The 16542-nt window shown below is 72.0% G+C and carries 13 protein-coding genes and 1 rRNA gene; 6 read left to right on the top strand and 8 right to left on the bottom strand.

Annotated elements, in window-relative coordinates:
* The first annotated feature begins 83 nt into the window (after positions 1-83).
* Positions 84-1259 (top strand): winged helix-turn-helix domain-containing protein, encoded by a 1176-nt coding sequence (locus ACFC09_RS03775; RefSeq protein ID WP_376523680.1) that lies wholly within the window; start codon positions 84-86, stop codon positions 1257-1259.
* Positions 1260-1262: 3 nt separating this feature from the next.
* On the opposite strand, the gene ACFC09_RS03770 is transcribed toward ACFC09_RS03775, so the two are convergent.
* From ACFC09_RS03770 to mtnA, 7 genes are all read right to left on the bottom strand, one after another.
* On the bottom strand, positions 1263-2006 hold the full coding sequence (locus tag ACFC09_RS03770; RefSeq protein WP_376523677.1) for a response regulator: 744 nt from the start codon (positions 2004-2006) through the stop codon (positions 1263-1265).
* A 202-nt stretch (positions 2007-2208) separates the two neighbouring features.
* Positions 2209-2901 (bottom strand): ribosome hibernation-promoting factor, HPF/YfiA family, encoded by a 693-nt coding sequence (hpf, locus tag ACFC09_RS03765; protein WP_376523675.1) that lies wholly within the window; start codon positions 2899-2901, stop codon positions 2209-2211.
* Between the two features lie 319 nt (positions 2902-3220).
* Positions 3221-4054 carry a ComF family protein gene (locus ACFC09_RS03760; RefSeq protein ID WP_376523672.1) on the bottom strand — a complete coding sequence of 278 codons (834 nt, stop codon included), beginning with the start codon at positions 4052-4054 and terminating at the stop codon, positions 3221-3223.
* 115 nt (positions 4055-4169) lie between these two features.
* Positions 4170-6002 (bottom strand): LpqB family beta-propeller domain-containing protein, encoded by a 1833-nt coding sequence (locus tag ACFC09_RS03755; RefSeq protein WP_376523670.1) that lies wholly within the window; start codon positions 6000-6002, stop codon positions 4170-4172.
* A complete protein-coding gene (gene mtrB, locus ACFC09_RS03750) occupies positions 5992-8070 on the bottom strand; it encodes an MtrAB system histidine kinase MtrB (RefSeq protein ID WP_376523668.1) in 2079 nt (692 codons plus the stop codon). Before mtrB ends, ACFC09_RS03755 begins: the two co-directional genes overlap by 11 nt.
* A gap of 1 nt (position 8071) precedes the next feature.
* Complete coding sequence (mtrA, locus tag ACFC09_RS03745; RefSeq protein WP_191870552.1) at positions 8072-8761, bottom strand: two-component system response regulator MtrA; 690 nt, start codon at positions 8759-8761, stop codon at positions 8072-8074.
* 463 nt (positions 8762-9224) lie between these two features.
* On the bottom strand, positions 9225-10370 hold the full coding sequence (gene mtnA, locus ACFC09_RS03740) for an S-methyl-5-thioribose-1-phosphate isomerase (protein WP_376523665.1): 1146 nt from the start codon (positions 10368-10370) through the stop codon (positions 9225-9227).
* A 140-nt stretch (positions 10371-10510) separates the two neighbouring features.
* On the opposite strand from mtnA, the gene ACFC09_RS03735 reads away from it, so the two are divergent.
* Genes ACFC09_RS03735 through ACFC09_RS03715 form a run of 5 tightly spaced genes read left to right on the top strand, consistent with a single transcriptional unit; the run spans position 10511 to position 16157 of the window.
* Positions 10511-11878, top strand: a complete 1368-nt coding sequence (locus tag ACFC09_RS03735; RefSeq protein WP_376523662.1) for a hypothetical protein — start codon at positions 10511-10513, stop codon at positions 11876-11878.
* 4 nt (positions 11879-11882) lie between these two features.
* Positions 11883-12665, top strand: a complete 783-nt coding sequence (locus ACFC09_RS03730) for a DUF4129 domain-containing protein (RefSeq protein ID WP_376523660.1) — start codon at positions 11883-11885, stop codon at positions 12663-12665.
* Positions 12662-13858, top strand: a complete 1197-nt coding sequence (locus tag ACFC09_RS03725) for a DUF4350 domain-containing protein (RefSeq protein ID WP_376523658.1) — start codon at positions 12662-12664, stop codon at positions 13856-13858. The genes ACFC09_RS03730 and ACFC09_RS03725 overlap by 4 nt, the downstream gene beginning before the upstream one ends.
* Positions 13858-14847, top strand: coding sequence for an AAA family ATPase (locus ACFC09_RS03720; RefSeq protein WP_376524097.1), 990 nt, complete (start codon positions 13858-13860; stop codon positions 14845-14847). The genes ACFC09_RS03725 and ACFC09_RS03720 overlap by 1 nt, the downstream gene beginning before the upstream one ends.
* Positions 14847-16157 carry a DUF58 domain-containing protein gene (locus ACFC09_RS03715; RefSeq protein ID WP_376523656.1) on the top strand — a complete coding sequence of 437 codons (1311 nt, stop codon included), beginning with the start codon at positions 14847-14849 and terminating at the stop codon, positions 16155-16157. The genes ACFC09_RS03720 and ACFC09_RS03715 overlap by 1 nt, the downstream gene beginning before the upstream one ends.
* Before the next feature lie 106 nt (positions 16158-16263).
* On the opposite strand, the gene rrf is transcribed toward ACFC09_RS03715, so the two are convergent.
* Positions 16264-16380: ribosomal RNA gene (gene rrf / locus ACFC09_RS03710) — 5S ribosomal RNA — on the bottom strand.
* Positions 16381-16542 lie beyond the last annotated feature (162 nt).

The raw sequence follows: 16542 nt of genomic DNA, 5'->3' as shown, positions 1-16542 counted from the left end.
TCCTCAGTGTGGCGTTGGCCCTCAGAGCCGCGAAAGCGCAGGTCAGCCCGCGTTGTCAGTGCCGCCGTCTAGGGTGCGGAAGCATGACGACCCTCCCGCCCCCCACCGCTGAGCTCTCCGCGGACGACGCCCGCCGCATCGCCCTGCGCGCACAGGGCTTCCTCGGCTCCCCCGACCGCAGAGCAGGCGTCCGTGGTGTCCTCCGTCATCTGGGTGCGGTCCAGCTCGACACGATCTCCGTCCTCGCCCGCTCCCATGAGCTCGTTCCGTACGCCCGCCTCGGCGCGGTCGGCCGCAAGACCGTGGAGCGGGCCTACTGGAGCGACACGCACGCCTTCGAGTACTGGTCCCACGCGGCCTGTGTCCTCCCCGTCGAGGAGTGGCCGCACTTCGCCTTCCGCCGCCGCGCCTACCGCGGCCGCCCGCACTGGAACCACGAACTCCCCGACGGCACCTACGAACAGGTCATCAAGCAGTTGCGTGCCGAGGGTCCGCTGACGGCCACGGAACTGGGCGGCGCGAAACGCACCAGCGAGTGGTGGGACTGGTCCGGCTCGAAGGTCGCCGTCGAGCGCGCGCTGATGTACGGGGAGGTGGTGTGCGTGGAGCGCCGCGGCTGGAAGCGGGTGTACGACCTGGCCGAGCGCGCGATCCCGGGCCCCCTCCTGCACGACGAACTGGACGACACGGAGTGCGTGCGCCGCCTGGTCCGCCTGGCCGGCGAGTCCCTGGGCGTCGGCACCCGCGCCGACATCGCCGACTACCACCGCCTCAAGGGCGAACAGGTGGACGCGGTGATCGCCGACTCCGGCCTGGTCCCGGTCGCGGTGGAGGGCTGGTCCAAGCCGGCCTGGGCCGACCCGGCGGCGCTGGCGACACCGCCGCGCGGCCGTCACCGCACCACACTGCTGTCGCCGTTCGACTCTCTGGTCTGGGAGCGCGCCCGGACGGAAAGGATCTTCGGCTTCACCCACCGCCTGGAGGCGTACGTCCCCAAGCCCAAGCGTGTGTACGGCTACTTCGCCATGCCGGTGCTGGCCGGCGGCCGGCTCGTCGGCCGCGTCGACCCGGCCCGCGAGGGCCGCACCCTGGTCGCCAAGCAGGTCACCCTGGACGGCGCCAAGGCGGTCCCGGGCGTGGCCCAGGCCCTGGTGGAGGCGGCGAGCTGGGTGGACTGCACGGACGTCCGGGTGGAACGGGTGGACGCGGCCGAGCTGCGCGAACCGCTCGTCGGCGAACTCGCCCGCCTGCTCGGCTGAGCGTCAGCGGATCTCCAGGATCTTCTCCCGCATCGCGTAGACCACGGCCTCCATCCTGGAGTGCAGTTGCAGCTTCTCCAGGATGTTGCGCACGTGGTTCTTCACGGTGTTCTCGGAGATGTACAACTCCTTGGCGATGTCGCGGTTGTTCATCCCCGTGGCCACGAGCTTGAGCACTTCGAGTTCGCGGTCGGTCAGCCGCGGTGCCGGCACCAGCCGGCGCTCGTCGGTGCGCTGGATCATCGACTTGAACTCGGTGAGCAGTTTCGACGCCATGGACGGGCTGATCTGCGACTGCCCGTCCGCCACGGCACGGATGGCCGTGGCCACCTCGTCCGTGGAGATCTCCTTGAGCAGGTATCCGGTCGCGCCCGCCTTGATCGCGTCGTAGAGGTCGGCCTCCTCGTCGCTGATCGTCAGCATGATGATCTTGGCGCTGGGTGCCACCTCCTTGATGGAGGTGCACGCCTCGATCCCGCCGCGCTTGGGCATCCGCACGTCCATGAGCACGATGTCGGGCAGCAGGTCGGCGGCCTTGTCGACGGCCTCGGCGCCGTCGCCCGCCTCTCCCACGACCTGGATGTCCTCCTCGGCGGCGAGCACGATCTCCAGACCACGGCGGAAGAGGGCGTGGTCGTCCACGACCAGGACTCTGATCGGCTCCTTGCGCAAGGAGCCCGCCTCCGGGCCCGTACCGACGACGCCGTCGGCGTCCGCGTCCCGCATCGGTCCGAAGCTGTCCGCCATCGTTCCTCCCCCTGAGGCTGTGGCCTGTGGTCCTGTGCCATCGCCAACCCAAGGCAACGGCCCACCGGTTGGGCCGGTCCGGTCATGATTTCATGCCTGGACGACGCCGCGGTGACGAGCGGGGCGCGAAGTGGTCGCACACCGGTGCCCCTGGGGGCGCACACGCGCTCCAGGGGCACCCGCTCAACCATCGGCCGGGTCGTCAGCCGCCCAGCGTGCCACCAGCCGCGGGGAATTCCGCCCGCGCGATCATCGGGTCCGTGCTGAGGTGGATGACTCCGTAGTCGTAGGCGTGCCGCCGGTAGACGACGCTCGGTTCCTTGGTCTCGGAGTCGATGAACAGATAGAAGTCGTGGCCGACCAGCTCCATCTCGTAGAGGGCCTGGTCGAGGCTCATCGGGGAGGCGACGTGGGTCTTCTCGCGGACGACGAGGGGGCCTTCACCCTTCACTTCCAGCGGGCCGATCTTCTTCGTGAGCACTCCGTCCGTCTCTTCCTCGTGGACGGGGTGGCCGTTCCCGTTGAGCGTCGCCGCTCCCGGGACGTGGTCGGGGACCTCGGCGGCCGGGACCCGGCGGGCGCCGCGACGCGAGAACCGCTTGTCGTGCTGCTTTCGCAGCCGGGCGCCCAGCTTCTCCGCCGCCAGGTCGAGTGCCGCGTACGGGTCGCTGGCCGCTGCCTCCGCCCGGATCACCGGACCGCGGGAGCGGAGCGTGATCTCCACTCGGTCACAGCGGTCGGCCTGTCGGGGGTTGGGCTCCTTGGACACCTCGACGTCGAGGCTGATCACCTTGCCGTCGAGCTTCTGGATCTTCTCCAGCTTCAGCTTCTCGGCCACGTGCTTGCGGAACCGCTCGGGCACCTCGGTCTTGCGGCCCTTGACGACGATGTCCACGCAGAACTCCGTTCCCGGATCGCTCCGCTGCGAGGGCGGAGCTTCTCCCTTTTGCACCAGGCTCCGGTCGACCCGGAACCCCGGAACTTCGGACTCGGTGACGTCCACCTCCTCCCCCATGGGCAAGATCTCCGCCTGGCCGGCGCGGCTCATTACGGATAACCGCAGCCACGGCAATCGGATATCGGAGGCATAGCCTGCGGCTTTCCCTCACAACCGAACATATCTCGCCCGTACGGATGTCGTCACCCTCTACTGCGGCGTACCTCCGATCAAGTGAATAGACCCTCTTACTACCTGCAACAACGTAAGTTTGGAGTCAGTACCGGATTATTTCGAAGGAATCCGGCGGGGCTGCGATCACTGCCGCGCGGATCAACCGTCCGGCGCCGTTCGTGTCCGCCATTCCCGCTCCTTCGTAGGTCGCGTTACGTCTCTCTTCCTGCGATCCGCCGATCCGTTCCTCCCTTCCTTCCCGAGTTGCGCGCTCGTACACAATCCTTCTCCCTATCTCCTCAGCCGGCGCGTCCCGCACGGCCCGCGCCGCCTCCGTCAGCGACGCGCCGGTCGTCAGCAGATCGTCGACCAGCACCGGGTGACCGCCGGCGAGCAGCCGGGCACCGCCCGCCATGACCTCCAGCGCGCCCGCGAGATTGCGCTGACGCTGCCGGGAGTTGAGCCCCGACTGGTCGGCCACGGCCCGCCGCTGCCGCAGTACGCCGGCCACCCGCGCCCGCCGTCCGCTCCGCCGCAGCTCACCGGCGGCGGCGAGGGCGATCCGGCGCACCGGATCGTGACCACGCGCCCGCACGGCCCGCCGCGCGGACGGCACCGGGACGAGCAGCACGGGCGCGTCCTGCCGCCCGCACCCCGCGCGCACCGCCCGAGCGAGGGCGGCACCGAGGGGCCGTGCCAGTGCCAGCGCGCCGCGTTCCTTGTGCGCGAGGAGGGTCGCCCGTACCTCGTCCGCGTAGGGAGCCGCCGCGTGCACGACCGGCAGGCCGGGCGGTTCCGGTACCGGCCGCACCCGGCTCGGCGCGGCCCCGGTGAGGGCGGCACGGCACTCCGGGCAGAGCACCGTGCGAGACCTGCCGCAGCCCGCGCACTCGGCCGGCAGCACCAGGTCGGTGAGGTCCTGCAACCATCCCGGCATGCGCACCACTGTGCCAACGCGGGAGCCACCCGGCCACCCCTGTGGAAAACTCCCTGTGGACAACTCTGCGCAGGCCGTAACGGCGGTCACCCACACGAGTTACAGCGCCGCCCCCTCACCCCGGATAGATCGGCGCCGTCCCGTCCTTGACGACCTTCTGCCACTGCGCCCCTGACGGCAGCCGCACGATCCCGTCCTCCGAGTACGCCACCAGCGGCACCCGCTCGTCCTCGGACGCGGTGATCGCCCTCACCCCGGTCAGCGCCGCGGGCGCCTGGCCCTCCGGCACGGAGCCGTCGACCTGGACGTAGGACATCTGCTGCACACCCCCCTGCTCGCGCCCGACCACCACCAGGCGGCTGTCACCGGCCCACGACATGGTGGTGACCTCCTCCAACCCCGGCGCCGCGGACCGCAGTTCGACGACCGCCGGTCCCTCGCCCGAGGTGTCGTCGCGCTCGATCCGCCCGATGAGCAGCGACTGCCGGCCGTCCTTCTCCACGACCAGCGCCATCCGCGCCCCGTCGGCGGCCACCCGGATGTCCTTGATCCGACCGGACAGCCCCGGGACCCGCACCGACTCCGGTTTCCCGGAGCCCTGCTTCAGCAGGAGCAGCCGTGGATCCCGGTGGTTCCGGTCGGCCACCCACAGATCACCCTGTGCGTCCCAGGTCGGCGTGGCGAGCCGGTCGTCCTTGGTGGTGCCGTTACTGGTCACGACGGCGGAACCGAGCGAACCCCCGGGCGTCAGCGCCGTGACGTACAGCGATGTCCCGTCGCTGCTGACCCCGGCGGCGGTGTGCTCGTCGCGCGAGACCGCCACGGACCCGAATTCCTTGTCGCCCTGGCCGAAGGCGCCCGGCACCGGCACGGCGGTGGTACTCGTGCTGCCGCCCGCGATCCGCACCAGCCGGTGCTTGCTGTCGAAGAAGTACAGGTAGCCGGGGCCCTTCGCGGCGCCGTGCCAGGCGACGGTCTCGGCCCGGTCGGCGCTCAGCTCGCACAGCGTCCTGTCGTCCGGCCCCTGCAACTCGACCGAGTCCACGGTGGGCGTCAGGTTCCGCAGTGTGAACAGCAGTTGCGTCGCCATCTCGGCGCACTGCGGCTCGCCGGCCCGGGCCGCCTGCCCGTTCAACGGGACCGTGAGCCTGTTCTGGTCGTCGGGCGTCAGCGCGCTCGCGCCCTTCTGCAACGCCGTCCCCGTCGGGAAACTCGACCGCACCACAGGTCCGAGCCAGTTCGTGGGCCCGTTCAGCAGCGAGCGCACCACCTGGGTCATCGGATCCACCCGGGTGCGCAGGAAGACCGGATCGGCGACGGCCACCGGCTCCCCGCCGGGCCCGACCGAGCTGTGCGACGCGAAGTAGTACTTGTTGACCGGGGTGTAGTTCCGCTGGAAGTCGGACTTGCCCATCACGACGCCCTGCGGCAACGTGTCGATGCGCCACTGCCCGGTCTTGGTGTCCCGGCTCAGGTGCAGCCGCTTGGCGTACGCCCCCTTGGCGGGCGCGTACGCCTGCTGCGCGTCGACGGTGGCGACCCTGGTCCCGGCCAGTACGTAGGTGAGGCTGCCGGGATCCTCCCGCGCGGCGGCCCCCTGGTCGGACTCGGTGCTCGGCCCGTCGGCGAGCACCGTGGTCCCCTGCTCCGGCCGCCACTTCCCCGCCGCGGCCGGGGTCAGATACTTGCGGGCCGTGTCATAGCTCGGGTCGTCACTGGTCAGCGCCTCCAGGAAGCCCTGCACGATCTCGCCGGGCGCGGCGTTCTCCTGGGGCGGCATGGCGAACACGCGCACCTGTGTGTCCTGCCGGGGCGTCGACTCGACGTCCCGCAGGTCACCGCTGTCCGGCATCGAGGCGCACCCGGCCAGCAGTACGGCACCACAGGCGGCGTACGCCACCGCGCGCACCGGCCGACGCCGGACGCCCCCCTCGCGGTCAGCGCCCACGAAATGCCTCCCCTGAGGTGTGCGAATCCCCCGCTGCCGTCGCCGTGTCCCGGCTCGCGTCCGACGCGGCCTCCGCGGGTGCGGGCGCGTCGTCCATGCGCCGGACGGTTCCGGACTGCCGGGGCACGACGCGCGCCCCGTTGCCGGGCAGCGCCGTCGGATCGGCGGCCGGAACCACGGTGGCCGGCCGCTGCGCGATCGGGGCGCGCGACGACAGCGACGGCGCCTGCCCGCCCGAGGGCTGCGCCGGCACCATGGCCCGCTTGTCCGCGCCACCGTGCGGCACACCGGCCCCGCCCTGTTCCGCGTTGCGCCGCGAGTCCTTCGGCTCCAGCGGTATCGGCGAGCCCCGAAGCGGCTCGTCCGCGGTCCGCGGCAGCGTCAGCCGGAACTGCGATCCGCCGCCCGGCTCGCCCCACGCCTGGAGCCAGCCGCCGTGCAGCCGCGCGTCCTCCAGGGCGATGGACAGCCCCAGACCCGTACCGCCCGTGGTACGCGCGCGTGCCGGATCGGCCCGCCAGAAACGGCTGAAGACCCGGGTCGCCTCGCCGGGCTTGAGCCCGACGCCGTAGTCGCGCACCGCGACCGCGACGGCGCCGCCGGCCGCGGCCATCCTGACCACGACGTCCCTGCCCTCGCCGTGCTCCACCGCGTTGACGACGAGGTTGCGCAGCACCCGCTCCACACGCCGGGCGTCCGCCTCCGCGACCACGGGCTGCTGGTCGCCGACGACACGTATCCGGCTGCCCTTCCGCTCGGCCAGCGGCTCGGCCCCGCTGACCACCCGCCGTACGACCTCCCGCAGGTCTATCGCCTCGGCCTCCAGCGCCGCCGCGCCCGCGTCGAACCGGCTGATCTCCAGCAGGTCGGCGAGGAGCGACTCGAAGCGGTCCAGCTGGTCGGCGAGCAGCTCCGCCGAACGGGCGGTCACCGGATCGAAGTCCTCGCGTGCCTCATGGATCACGTCGGCGGCCATACGCACCGTCGTCAGCGGGGTGCGCAGTTCGTGCGACACGTCGGAGACGAACCTCCGCTGCATCCGCGACAGGTCCTCCAACTGCTGGATCTTCAGCTGCAGGTTCTGCGCCATCTTGTTGAACGCCTCGCCGAGACGCGCGATGTCGTCCTCGCCGGTGACCTTCATCCGTTCCTGCAGACGGCCCGCCGACAGTCGCTCCGCGATCCCGGCCGCCATCCGCACGGGCGTCACGACCTGCCGCACCACCAGCCACGCGATGGCCCCGAGGAGTACGACGACGAACAGCCCGGCGGTCGCGAGCGTGCCCTTGACCAGGCTCAGCGACTTCTCCTCCTGCGTCAGCGGGAAGAGGTAGTACAGCTCGTACGGGTCCCCGTTCGGGTCGTTCACCTGCTTGCCGATGACCAGCGCGGGCTGGGACGCCTTGCCGTTGCTGTAGACGACACGGGTGTAGCTCTGGGCCGCCGTCGTACTGGTGTGGACCCGCGCGCGCAGGTCCACGGGCACGCTGGCGGACGGGTCGACGTATCCGGAGCCGCGCGGGCTGCGCCCGCCGCCGCTGTCGTCGCCCGCGGGGAGCGTCACCACGTCGAAGGCGCCCTGGCCACCGCTGGACAGCGACTCCACGAGGTCGCTCATCCACTGGATGACGTTCTGCGACTGCCGGCCGTCGACCGCCGAGGTGTCGTCCCCGGTGCTGCTCGATGCCTCGTCGGCCTGCTGCTTGGCCACCGCGAACCCGCCGGTGGCCTGGCTCTGCGACGCCTTCACCTTGGCGTCCAGCAGGCCGTTGCGCACCTGCCCGATGACGACGAAACCGAGCAGCAGGACGACGCCCAGCGACATCAGCAGCGTCGTGACGACGACCTTGAGCTGGATGTTGCGCCGCCACAGCCGCATGACCGGCAGCAGCGGCCGACGCACCCAGCGCACGAACAGGCGCAGCACCGGGCTGCCCCGCACTCCGCCCTGCAACAGCCCGCCTTCGAGGAGGCGTCCCCAGCCCGACCCGGCCGTCTTCCGGCCGACAGGCCGCCCCGGGCTCTCCCCGGGACGGCCGGGAGCCGAAGCGGCACTGTCTCCCGACACGTCAGCTCGGTCCGGCCTTGTAACCGACGCCACGGACGGTCACCACGATCTCCGGCCGCTCCGGATCCTTCTCGACCTTGGACCGCAGCCGCTGCACGTGCACGTTCACCAGCCGCGTGTCCGCCGCGTGCCGGTAGCCCCACACCTGTTCCAGCAGCACCTCGCGGGTGAACACCTGCCACGGCTTGCGGGCCAGCGCCACCAGCAGATCGAACTCCAGCGGCGTCAGCGCGATCGACTGCCCGTCCCGCTTCACGGAGTGCCCGGCCACGTCGATGACCAGGTCACCTATGGTGAGCTGCTCCGGAGCCGGCTCCTCCGACCTGCGCAGCCGCGCGCGGATCCGGGCCACCAGCTCCTTCGGCTTGAACGGCTTGACGATGTAGTCGTCGGCGCCCGACTCCAGGCCCACGACCACATCCACGGTGTCGCTCTTGGCGGTGAGCATCACGATCGGCACACCGGACTCCGCGCGGATCAGCCGGCACACCTCGATGCCGTCCCGGCCGGGCAGCATGAGGTCGAGCAGCACCAGATCGGGCTTGGTCTCGCGGAAAGCGGCGAGCGCCTTGTCGCCGTCGGCCACGAAAGACGGCTCGAAACCTTCACCTCGCAGCACGATGCCGAGCATCTCGGCCAGCGCGGTGTCGTCATCGACGACGAGGACTCGTCCCTTCATAAACGACATCATCCCATTCTCATAACGGCGAAGGTGGCGCAGGTGAGCAGGCTCACCGGCCAGTGACGATAGTCGTACGGGACCGTCACTGTCTGCCCCTGTCCTTCGACACCGGTGTCAGCGACGGACACCGCCCCTGGCAACGGCGGATGTCGCCGCGGCAGCGGCGGAGCGCGTGCCGCTCCGGCCGGCCGCCGCGGCGCGGTGGTCACAGGCGGTGGCGGCCCTCCCCCCACGACGGCGCGCCACGGACGTCATACGGCTACGGCCCCACTCGTACCGGCGGCCGGAGCAGCCCCGCTTCGCTGAAAGACGGCAGCCCACTTCGGCCGACCGAGCAGGACCACTTCGGCGAACCCAGCGCACGACCGCACGACCGCACGACACCCCGCCTGTTCCGCCCCCGTCATCCCCTCAGTCCCCTCAGTCACCACCGTCACCACCGTCCCCGCCGCCTACGGCTCCCCCTCCTTTCTCACGCCCCGGTCCGCTGACCGACCGAGCCGGAGATCAGCTCCGCGAGCACGGCGCCCGTCACGGGCGAGACGACGCCCGCGTCGGTGACGATCGCCGTCACCAGTTCGGGCGGCGTCACATCGAACGCCGGGTTGTACGCCTGCGTTCCCAACGGCGCCACCACAACCCCGCCGCCCGCTCCGCCGACCGGTGCCCGCGGCGCAGTGAGCTCTGTCACCTCGTATCCGGGCCGCTGCTCGACCTCGATGGACGCCCCGTCCGGCGTGTCCGGATCCACCGTCGTCACCGGCGCCACCACGATGAACGGCACGTGGTGGTACCGCGCCAGCACCGCGAGCGGATAGCTGCCCACCTTGTTCGCCACCGACCCGTCGGCCGCGATGCGATCGGCACCGACCAGCACCGCGTCCACCTCTCCCGCCGCGAACAGCGATCCGGCCGCGCTGTCGGTGAGCAAGGAGTACGCCATGCCGGTGCGGGCCGCCTCGTACGCCGTCAGCCGCGCGCCCTGCAACAGCGGACGCGTCTCGTCCACCCACAGCCGGCGCAGCCGCCCTTCCCGGTGCGCGGCGAGCGCCACGGCGAACGCGGTCCCCTCCCCGCCCGACACCAGTGACCCGGTGTTGCAGTGCGTGAGGATCCGGTGTCCCCCGCCGGGCAGCAGCTCGTCGAGCAAGGCCAGCCCGTACCCGGCCATCCGGGCGGATGCCTCGGCGTCCTCCCGGTGCATCGCCCGCGCGGCGGCCAGCGCGGCCGCCGCCGCCCGCTGCGGGTCCCCGCCCTCGGCGAGCGCAGCCCGGTGGGCGGCCTGTGCCCTGCGCACCCCGACGGACAGGTTCACCGCGGTGGGCCGGGCGGCCTGGAGCGCGCCCGCGGCCTCGTCCACGTCGAAACCCCGTACGGCGGCGAGCGCGACGCCGTACGCCCCCGCGATGCCGAGCAGCGGCGCCCCGCGCACGGCGAGCGTACGGATCGCCTCGACCAGAGCCGGCGCGTCGGTGCACACCAGCTCGACCTCCTCGGTCGGCAGTCTGGTCTGGTCGAGAAGGACCAGTACGGGCCCTTCAGGCGGCTCCTCCCAGCGGATCACCGGTATCTCGGTCGCGTGCCTGCCCTCGCCGGTGTGCGCGTCCTGATCAGCCATGCGGTCAGTCTGCCCCGTATCCCACGGACAATTGAAGGTGTGCAGCCCGTACCGCAGCCGGTCCCCTGGCCTCCGCCCCATGGCACGATGGCTGCCAACCTGCCGCCGCGACCGCGGACGGGCACCGAGAAGGAGCACCGATGAACGACACTCCGGGCTGGGCCTCGCCCGGATCCACCCCGTCCAACGGGCAGGAACCGGGCGCGTCCGGTCCTGTCGACCCCGCCGGCCGGCCGGTGCCCGCACCGCCCGCCGACCAGCCGGGCGCGGACCCACAGGCCCCCGGCTCGAAGTGGTCCGAGGAGCAGCCGCCACCCGGCCAGTGGTCCGCGCCCGCCGGCGCCCCGGCCCCGGGCCAGGCACCGCCGCCCCCACCGGCCGGCCCGGGCTGGGGCGCCCCGCACCCGGGCGGCCAGGGAGGTCACGGCGGCTACGGAGGCCCGGGGGGCTACGGAGGGTACGGAGGAGCCGGCGGCTACGGAGGCTGGGGCGTGGGCTGGGGCGGCCCCCCGCCCGCGGCCAAGCCCGGCGTCATCCCGCTGCGCCCACTCGGTGTGGGCGAGATCCTCGACGGCGCCGTCTCCACCATGCGCACCTACTGGCGCACCGTCCTGGGGATCTCGCTGACCGTCGCGGTCGTCACGGAGATCGTCGTCATCCTCCTCCAGGGCTTCGTCCTCAACGACACCGCGACCACCGACACTCTCAACGACCCGAGCGCCAGCTTCGACGAACTCTCCCGCGCCATGGGCGAGACCATGCTCAGCTCCACCGCCGTCCTGCTGATCTCCTCCATCGGCACCGTCGTCGCCACCGCTCTGCTGACGACCGTGACCAGCCGGGCCGTCCTGGGCAGGCCCGTGACCACCGGCGAAGCCTGGCGGGAGGCCCGCCCGCGGATCGGCAGGCTGATCGGCCTGATCTTCCTGCTGCCGCTCATCTCCCTCGGCATCATGCTCTGCGGGGCGCTGCCGGGCATACTCGTGGGCATCGCCGGCGCGGGGGACACCGCCGTCTTCCCGCTCCTCGTCCTCGGCCTGCTCGCGGCGCTCGTCGTCGTGATCTGGCTCATGGTCCGCTTCTCGCTGGCCTCGCCCGCGCTGATGCTGGAGCGGCAAGGCGTCCTGAAGTCGATGAGCCGCTCCACAAAGCTGGTCCGCGGCTCCTGGTGGCGGGTCCTCGGCATCCAACTGCTCGGCGGGATCATCGCGAACATCATCGCGTCGATCGTCATCATCCCCTTCGCCCTGATCGGCTCCGCGCTGAGCGACGACGGCCTCTCCGGTTTCCTCGGCGGGACCGGCGGCGTCGGCTGGACGTTCCTCATCATCAGCGGCATCGGCTCGGTGATCGGCTCCATGGTCACGTTCCCGATCAGCGGCGGCGTCAGCGTCCTCCTCTACATCGACCAGCGCATCCGCCGGGAGGCCCTCGACCTCGAACTGGCCCGCGCCGCCGGGGTCCAGGACTACGGCGCGCCCGCGCCGGGCCCCATTCCGGGGAGCTGACGCGGTGAGCCTGCCGGGGGGAGTACCGAGCACCGTGCCGGTCGTGCCGCACGCCGCCGGGCCCGCCGTCCGCAGCCTGCTGCGAGCGGGCGACCCGGCCCTGCTGTCACTGGCGGGCTCGGGCGACGGGCCGCCGGTGACCACCCCGCGCGATCCGGCGCGGGAGGCCGCCCGGCGCGAACTGTCCAAGGGGATGTACCACGAGAACGATCCCAGTCTGCTCCAACGGGCCCTGAACGCCTTCTGGGACTGGCTCGGCAGGGTGCTCGACGCCGCCGCCTCGGCGACACCGGGAGGGACGATCGGCCTGGTCGTGGTCGTACTGGCCGTCGTCGCCGTACTGGCCGCCCTGTGGTGGCGCCTGGGCACCCCGCGCCGCCGCCCGGTCTCCGTCCCCGCCCTCTTCGACGACCGTCCCCGCAGCGCCGCCGAACACCGCGCCGCCGCCGAGGCGCAAGCCGCCCAGGGCCACTGGAACCAGGCCGTCCAGGAACGCATGCGGGCCGTCGTCCGCGCCCTCGAAGAACGCGCCCTGCTCGACGCCCGGCCCGGCCGCACCGCCGACGAGGCGGCCGCGGAGGCCGGTCGTGCCCTGCCCGCGCACACGGACCGACTGCACGCCGCCGCGCGGGAGTTCGACGACGTCACGTACGGCGGCCGCCGGGCACACCGGCAGACGTACGACCGCCTCGTCGAACTCGACCGTGACCTGGAGCGCACCAAGCCCGCCCTCGCCACCAGCAGCCACAACACGGCCCACAGCAGCCGCCAGGGGGCCGCCGGATGACCACCGGGGCCACCTTCCCGTCCACCTCGGCCTCGCTCACCACCCGCCAGGTGTGGACCCGCACGCGGGGCATCGTCCTCGCGCTCGTCCTGCTGCTCGCGGGCGCCGTCGTGATCGCCGTCGTCCGCTCCGATGCCCGGCACGGCGCCCTCGACCCCCGCTCCGCCGACCCCTACGGCAGCCGCGCGATCGCCGAGCTGCTCGCCGACCACGGCGTGTCCACGCGGGTGGTGACCACACTGGACGAGGCCCGCACCGCGGCCGGCCCGGACACCACCCTCCTGGTCGCCGTGCCCGACCTGCTCACGCCCGGCCAGCAGACCGCGCTGTACTCCGCCACCGCGGGGTCCGGCGGGCGCACCCTCCTCGTCGCCGCCGGCAGTCCGTCCGTGGAACGCCTCGCGCCCGGCGTGACCGCGGACCCCGCCACCAGCTTCGGCTCGACCCTCACCCCCGAGTGCGCCCTGCCCGCCGCCGCCCGCGCCGGCGCGGCCGACACGGGCGGCGTCCGCTACACCACCACGCACCTCGACGCCGACACGTGCTACCCCAGCCGGCGCCTGGCCACCTTGGTACGTGTCCCCGCCGCTTCCGGGAGCGGCGACACCGTCGTTCTCGGCGCGCCCGACATCCTCTACAACGACCGCCTCGACGAGCAGGGCAACGCCTCGCTCGCCCTTCAACTCCTCGGCTCCCGCCCCCATCTGGTCTGGTACCTCCCCTCGCTCTCCGACGCCTCGGCCACCGGCACGGGCGACCAGAAGGACTTCCTGGACCTGCTTCCCTCCGGCTGGCTCTGGGGCACGCTGCAACTGTTCATCGCGGCGGTCCTCGCCGCCTTCTGGCGGGCACGCCGGCTCGGCCCCCTCGTACCCGAAAGACTTCCGGTCGCGATCCGTGCCTCCGAGACCGTCGAAGGCCGCGCCCGCCTCTACCGCAAGGCCGACGCCCGTGACCGCGCCGCCGCAGCTCTCCGCTTCACCACCCGCACCCGCCTCGCCCCCCTCGTCGGCGTCCCCGTCGCCCAGGCGCACGCGCCCGAAGCTCTGCTGCCCGCCCTGTCCGCCCACCTCCACGGCGACGCACAGGACCTGCACCCCCTCCTCTTCGGGCCCCCGCCCGGCGACGACGCAGCCCTCATCGCCCTCACCGACCGACTCGACGCCCTCGAAAGAGAGGTACGCCGTCCATGATGGACCCGACCACTGACAACGCCGGGAGCACCGGGGATCCGGGCGACGCCCGCGCCACCCTGGAAACCCTGCGCGCCGAGATCGCCAAAGCCGTGGTCGGCCAGGATCCCGCCGTGACCGGTCTCGTCGTCGCCCTGCTGTGCCGTGGACACGTCCTGCTGGAAGGCGTCCCCGGAGTCGCCAAGACACTCCTGGTCCGCGCCCTCGCCTCCGTGCTCGAACTGGAGACCAAGCGCGTCCAGTTCACCCCCGACCTCATGCCGAGCGATGTCACCGGCTCCCTCGTCTACGACACCCGCACTGCCGAGTTCTCCTTCCAGCCCGGCCCGGTCTTCACCAACCTCCTGCTCGCCGACGAGATCAACCGCACGCCTCCGAAGACCCAGTCCTCCCTGCTGGAGGCGATGGAGGAACGCCAGGTGACCGTCGACGGCACCCCCCGGCCACTCCCGGAGCCGTTCCTGGTCGCGGCCACCCAGAACCCCGTCGAGTACGAGGGCACCTACCCCCTCCCCGAAGCCCAGCTCGACCGCTTCCTGCTGAAGCTGACGATCCCGCTGCCCGCCCGGCAGGACGAGATCGACGTCCTCACCCGCCACGCGGCCGGCTTCAACCCGCGCGACCTGCGCGCCGCCGGCCTGCGCCCCGTGGCGGGCCCCGCAGCCCTCGAAGCCGCCCGCGCGGCGGTCGCCAAGACGACCGTCTCCCCCGAGATCATCGCCTACGTGGTGGATGTCTGCCGTGCCACCCGTGAATCGCCCTCCCTCACCCTGGGCGTGTCCCCGCGCGGCGCCACCGCCCTGCTCGCCACCGCACGCGCGTGGGCGTGGCTGACGGGCCGCGACTACGTCATCCCCGACGACGTGAAGGCCCTCGCCCTGCCGACCCTCAGGCACCGTGTGCAGCTACGCCCGGAGGCCGAGATGGAGGGAGTGACGGCCGACTCCGTCATCAACGCCATCCTCGCCCACGTCCCGGTTCCCCGCTGATGCCGCTCACCGGACGCGCCGCCCTGCTGGCGGCCCTCGGCTCCGTCCCCGTCGGTATCTGGGATCCCGGCTGGACGGGCATCCTCGCGGTCAACGGCCCGCTCGCCGTGGCCTGCGCCTGCGACTTCGCCCTTGCAGCACCCGTACGACGCCTGATCCTGAGCCGCTCCGGAGACACGTCCGCGCGTCTGGGCGAGACCGCTGATGTGACGCTGACCGTCACCAACCCCTCGCGCCGTCCGCTCCGGGCCCGGCTGAGGGACGCCTGGCCACCCAGCAGCTGGCAGCCGGGCACGGAGATCACGGCCTCCCGCCACCGCCTCACCGTGCCCCCGGGTGAACGCCGGCGCATCACGACCCGGCTGCGCCCCACCCGCCGCGGCGACCGCCAGGCCGACCGCGTCACGATCCGCTCCTACGGCCCCCTCGGCCTGTTCTCCCGCCAGGGAACCCACAGTGTGCCGTGGACGGTGCGGGTCCTGCCGCCCTTCACCAGCCGCAAGCACCTCCCGTCGAAGCTCGCGCGACTACGCGAACTCGACGGCCGCACCAGCGTCCTGACCCGCGGTGAGGGCACCGAGTTCGACAGCCTGCGCGAATACGTCCCCGGCGATGACACCCGCTCCATCGACTGGCGGGCGACGGCACGCCACACAGCCGTGGCCGTCCGCACCTGGCGCCCGGAACGGGACCGCCACATCCTGCTGGTGCTGGACACCGGCCGTACCTCGGCCGGCCGGGTCGGCGACGCCCCGCGCCTGGACGCCTCCATGGACGCCGCCCTGCTCCTCGCGGCGCTCGCGTCCCGCGCCGGCGACCGTGTGGACCTCCTCGCCTACGACCGCCGGGTACGGGCTCTGGTCCAGGGACGTAAGGCAAGCGATGCCCTCCCGTCCCTGGTGGCCGCGTTGGCCACGCTCGAACCCGAACTCGTCGAAACGGATGCCCGAGGGCTGGCCGCCACGGCGCTCCGTACGGCGCCTCGCCGTTCCTTGCTCGTCCTGCTCACGTCCCTGGACGCGGCGCCGGTCGAGGAGGGCCTGCTTCCCGTGCTCGCGCAGCTCACCCAACGGCACACGGTCGTGGTGGCCTCGGTCGCCGATCCCCGTATCGCCGAGATGGCGACCGCCCGGGGAGACACCGACGCGGTCTACGAGGCCGCTGCGGCGGCTCAGGAACAGGCCGAACGGCACCGCACAGCGGAACAACTGCGTCGTCACGGCGTGACGATCGTCGACGCCACACCGGACGACTTGGCCCCGGCACTGGCGGATGCATACCTCGCTTTGAAGGCGGCTGGCCGACTCTGACCAAGTACCGTGCCAGAAATCCACCCAGAGAACGGGCACGGTCAGCTCCGACCCCTAAACGCAGAAATCCCCCGTGCCCAAGAGCACGGGGGATTCCCCACAATTAGTTCGGCGGCGTCCTACTCTCCCACAGGGTCCCCCCTGCAGTACCATCGGCGCTGTAAGGCTTAGCTTCCGGGTTCGGAATGTAACCGGGCGTTTCCCTCACGCTATAACCACCGAAACACTACGAAACTCAAACCGCCACACCACCCACACAAGTAGGCGGGGCTGTTCGTGGTTTCAGAACCAACACAGTGGACGCGAGCAACTGAGGACAAGCCCTCGGCCTATTAGTACCGGTCAACTCCACCCGTCACCGAGCTTCCATATCCGGCCTATCAAC

The sequence above is a fragment of the Streptomyces sp. NPDC056161 genome, from assembly GCF_042268025.1.
GTDB lineage: Bacteria > Actinomycetota > Actinomycetes > Streptomycetales > Streptomycetaceae > Streptomyces.
The sequence above is the reverse complement of the archived record's forward strand: the minus strand, read 5'-3'. Positions and strand labels throughout refer to the sequence as shown.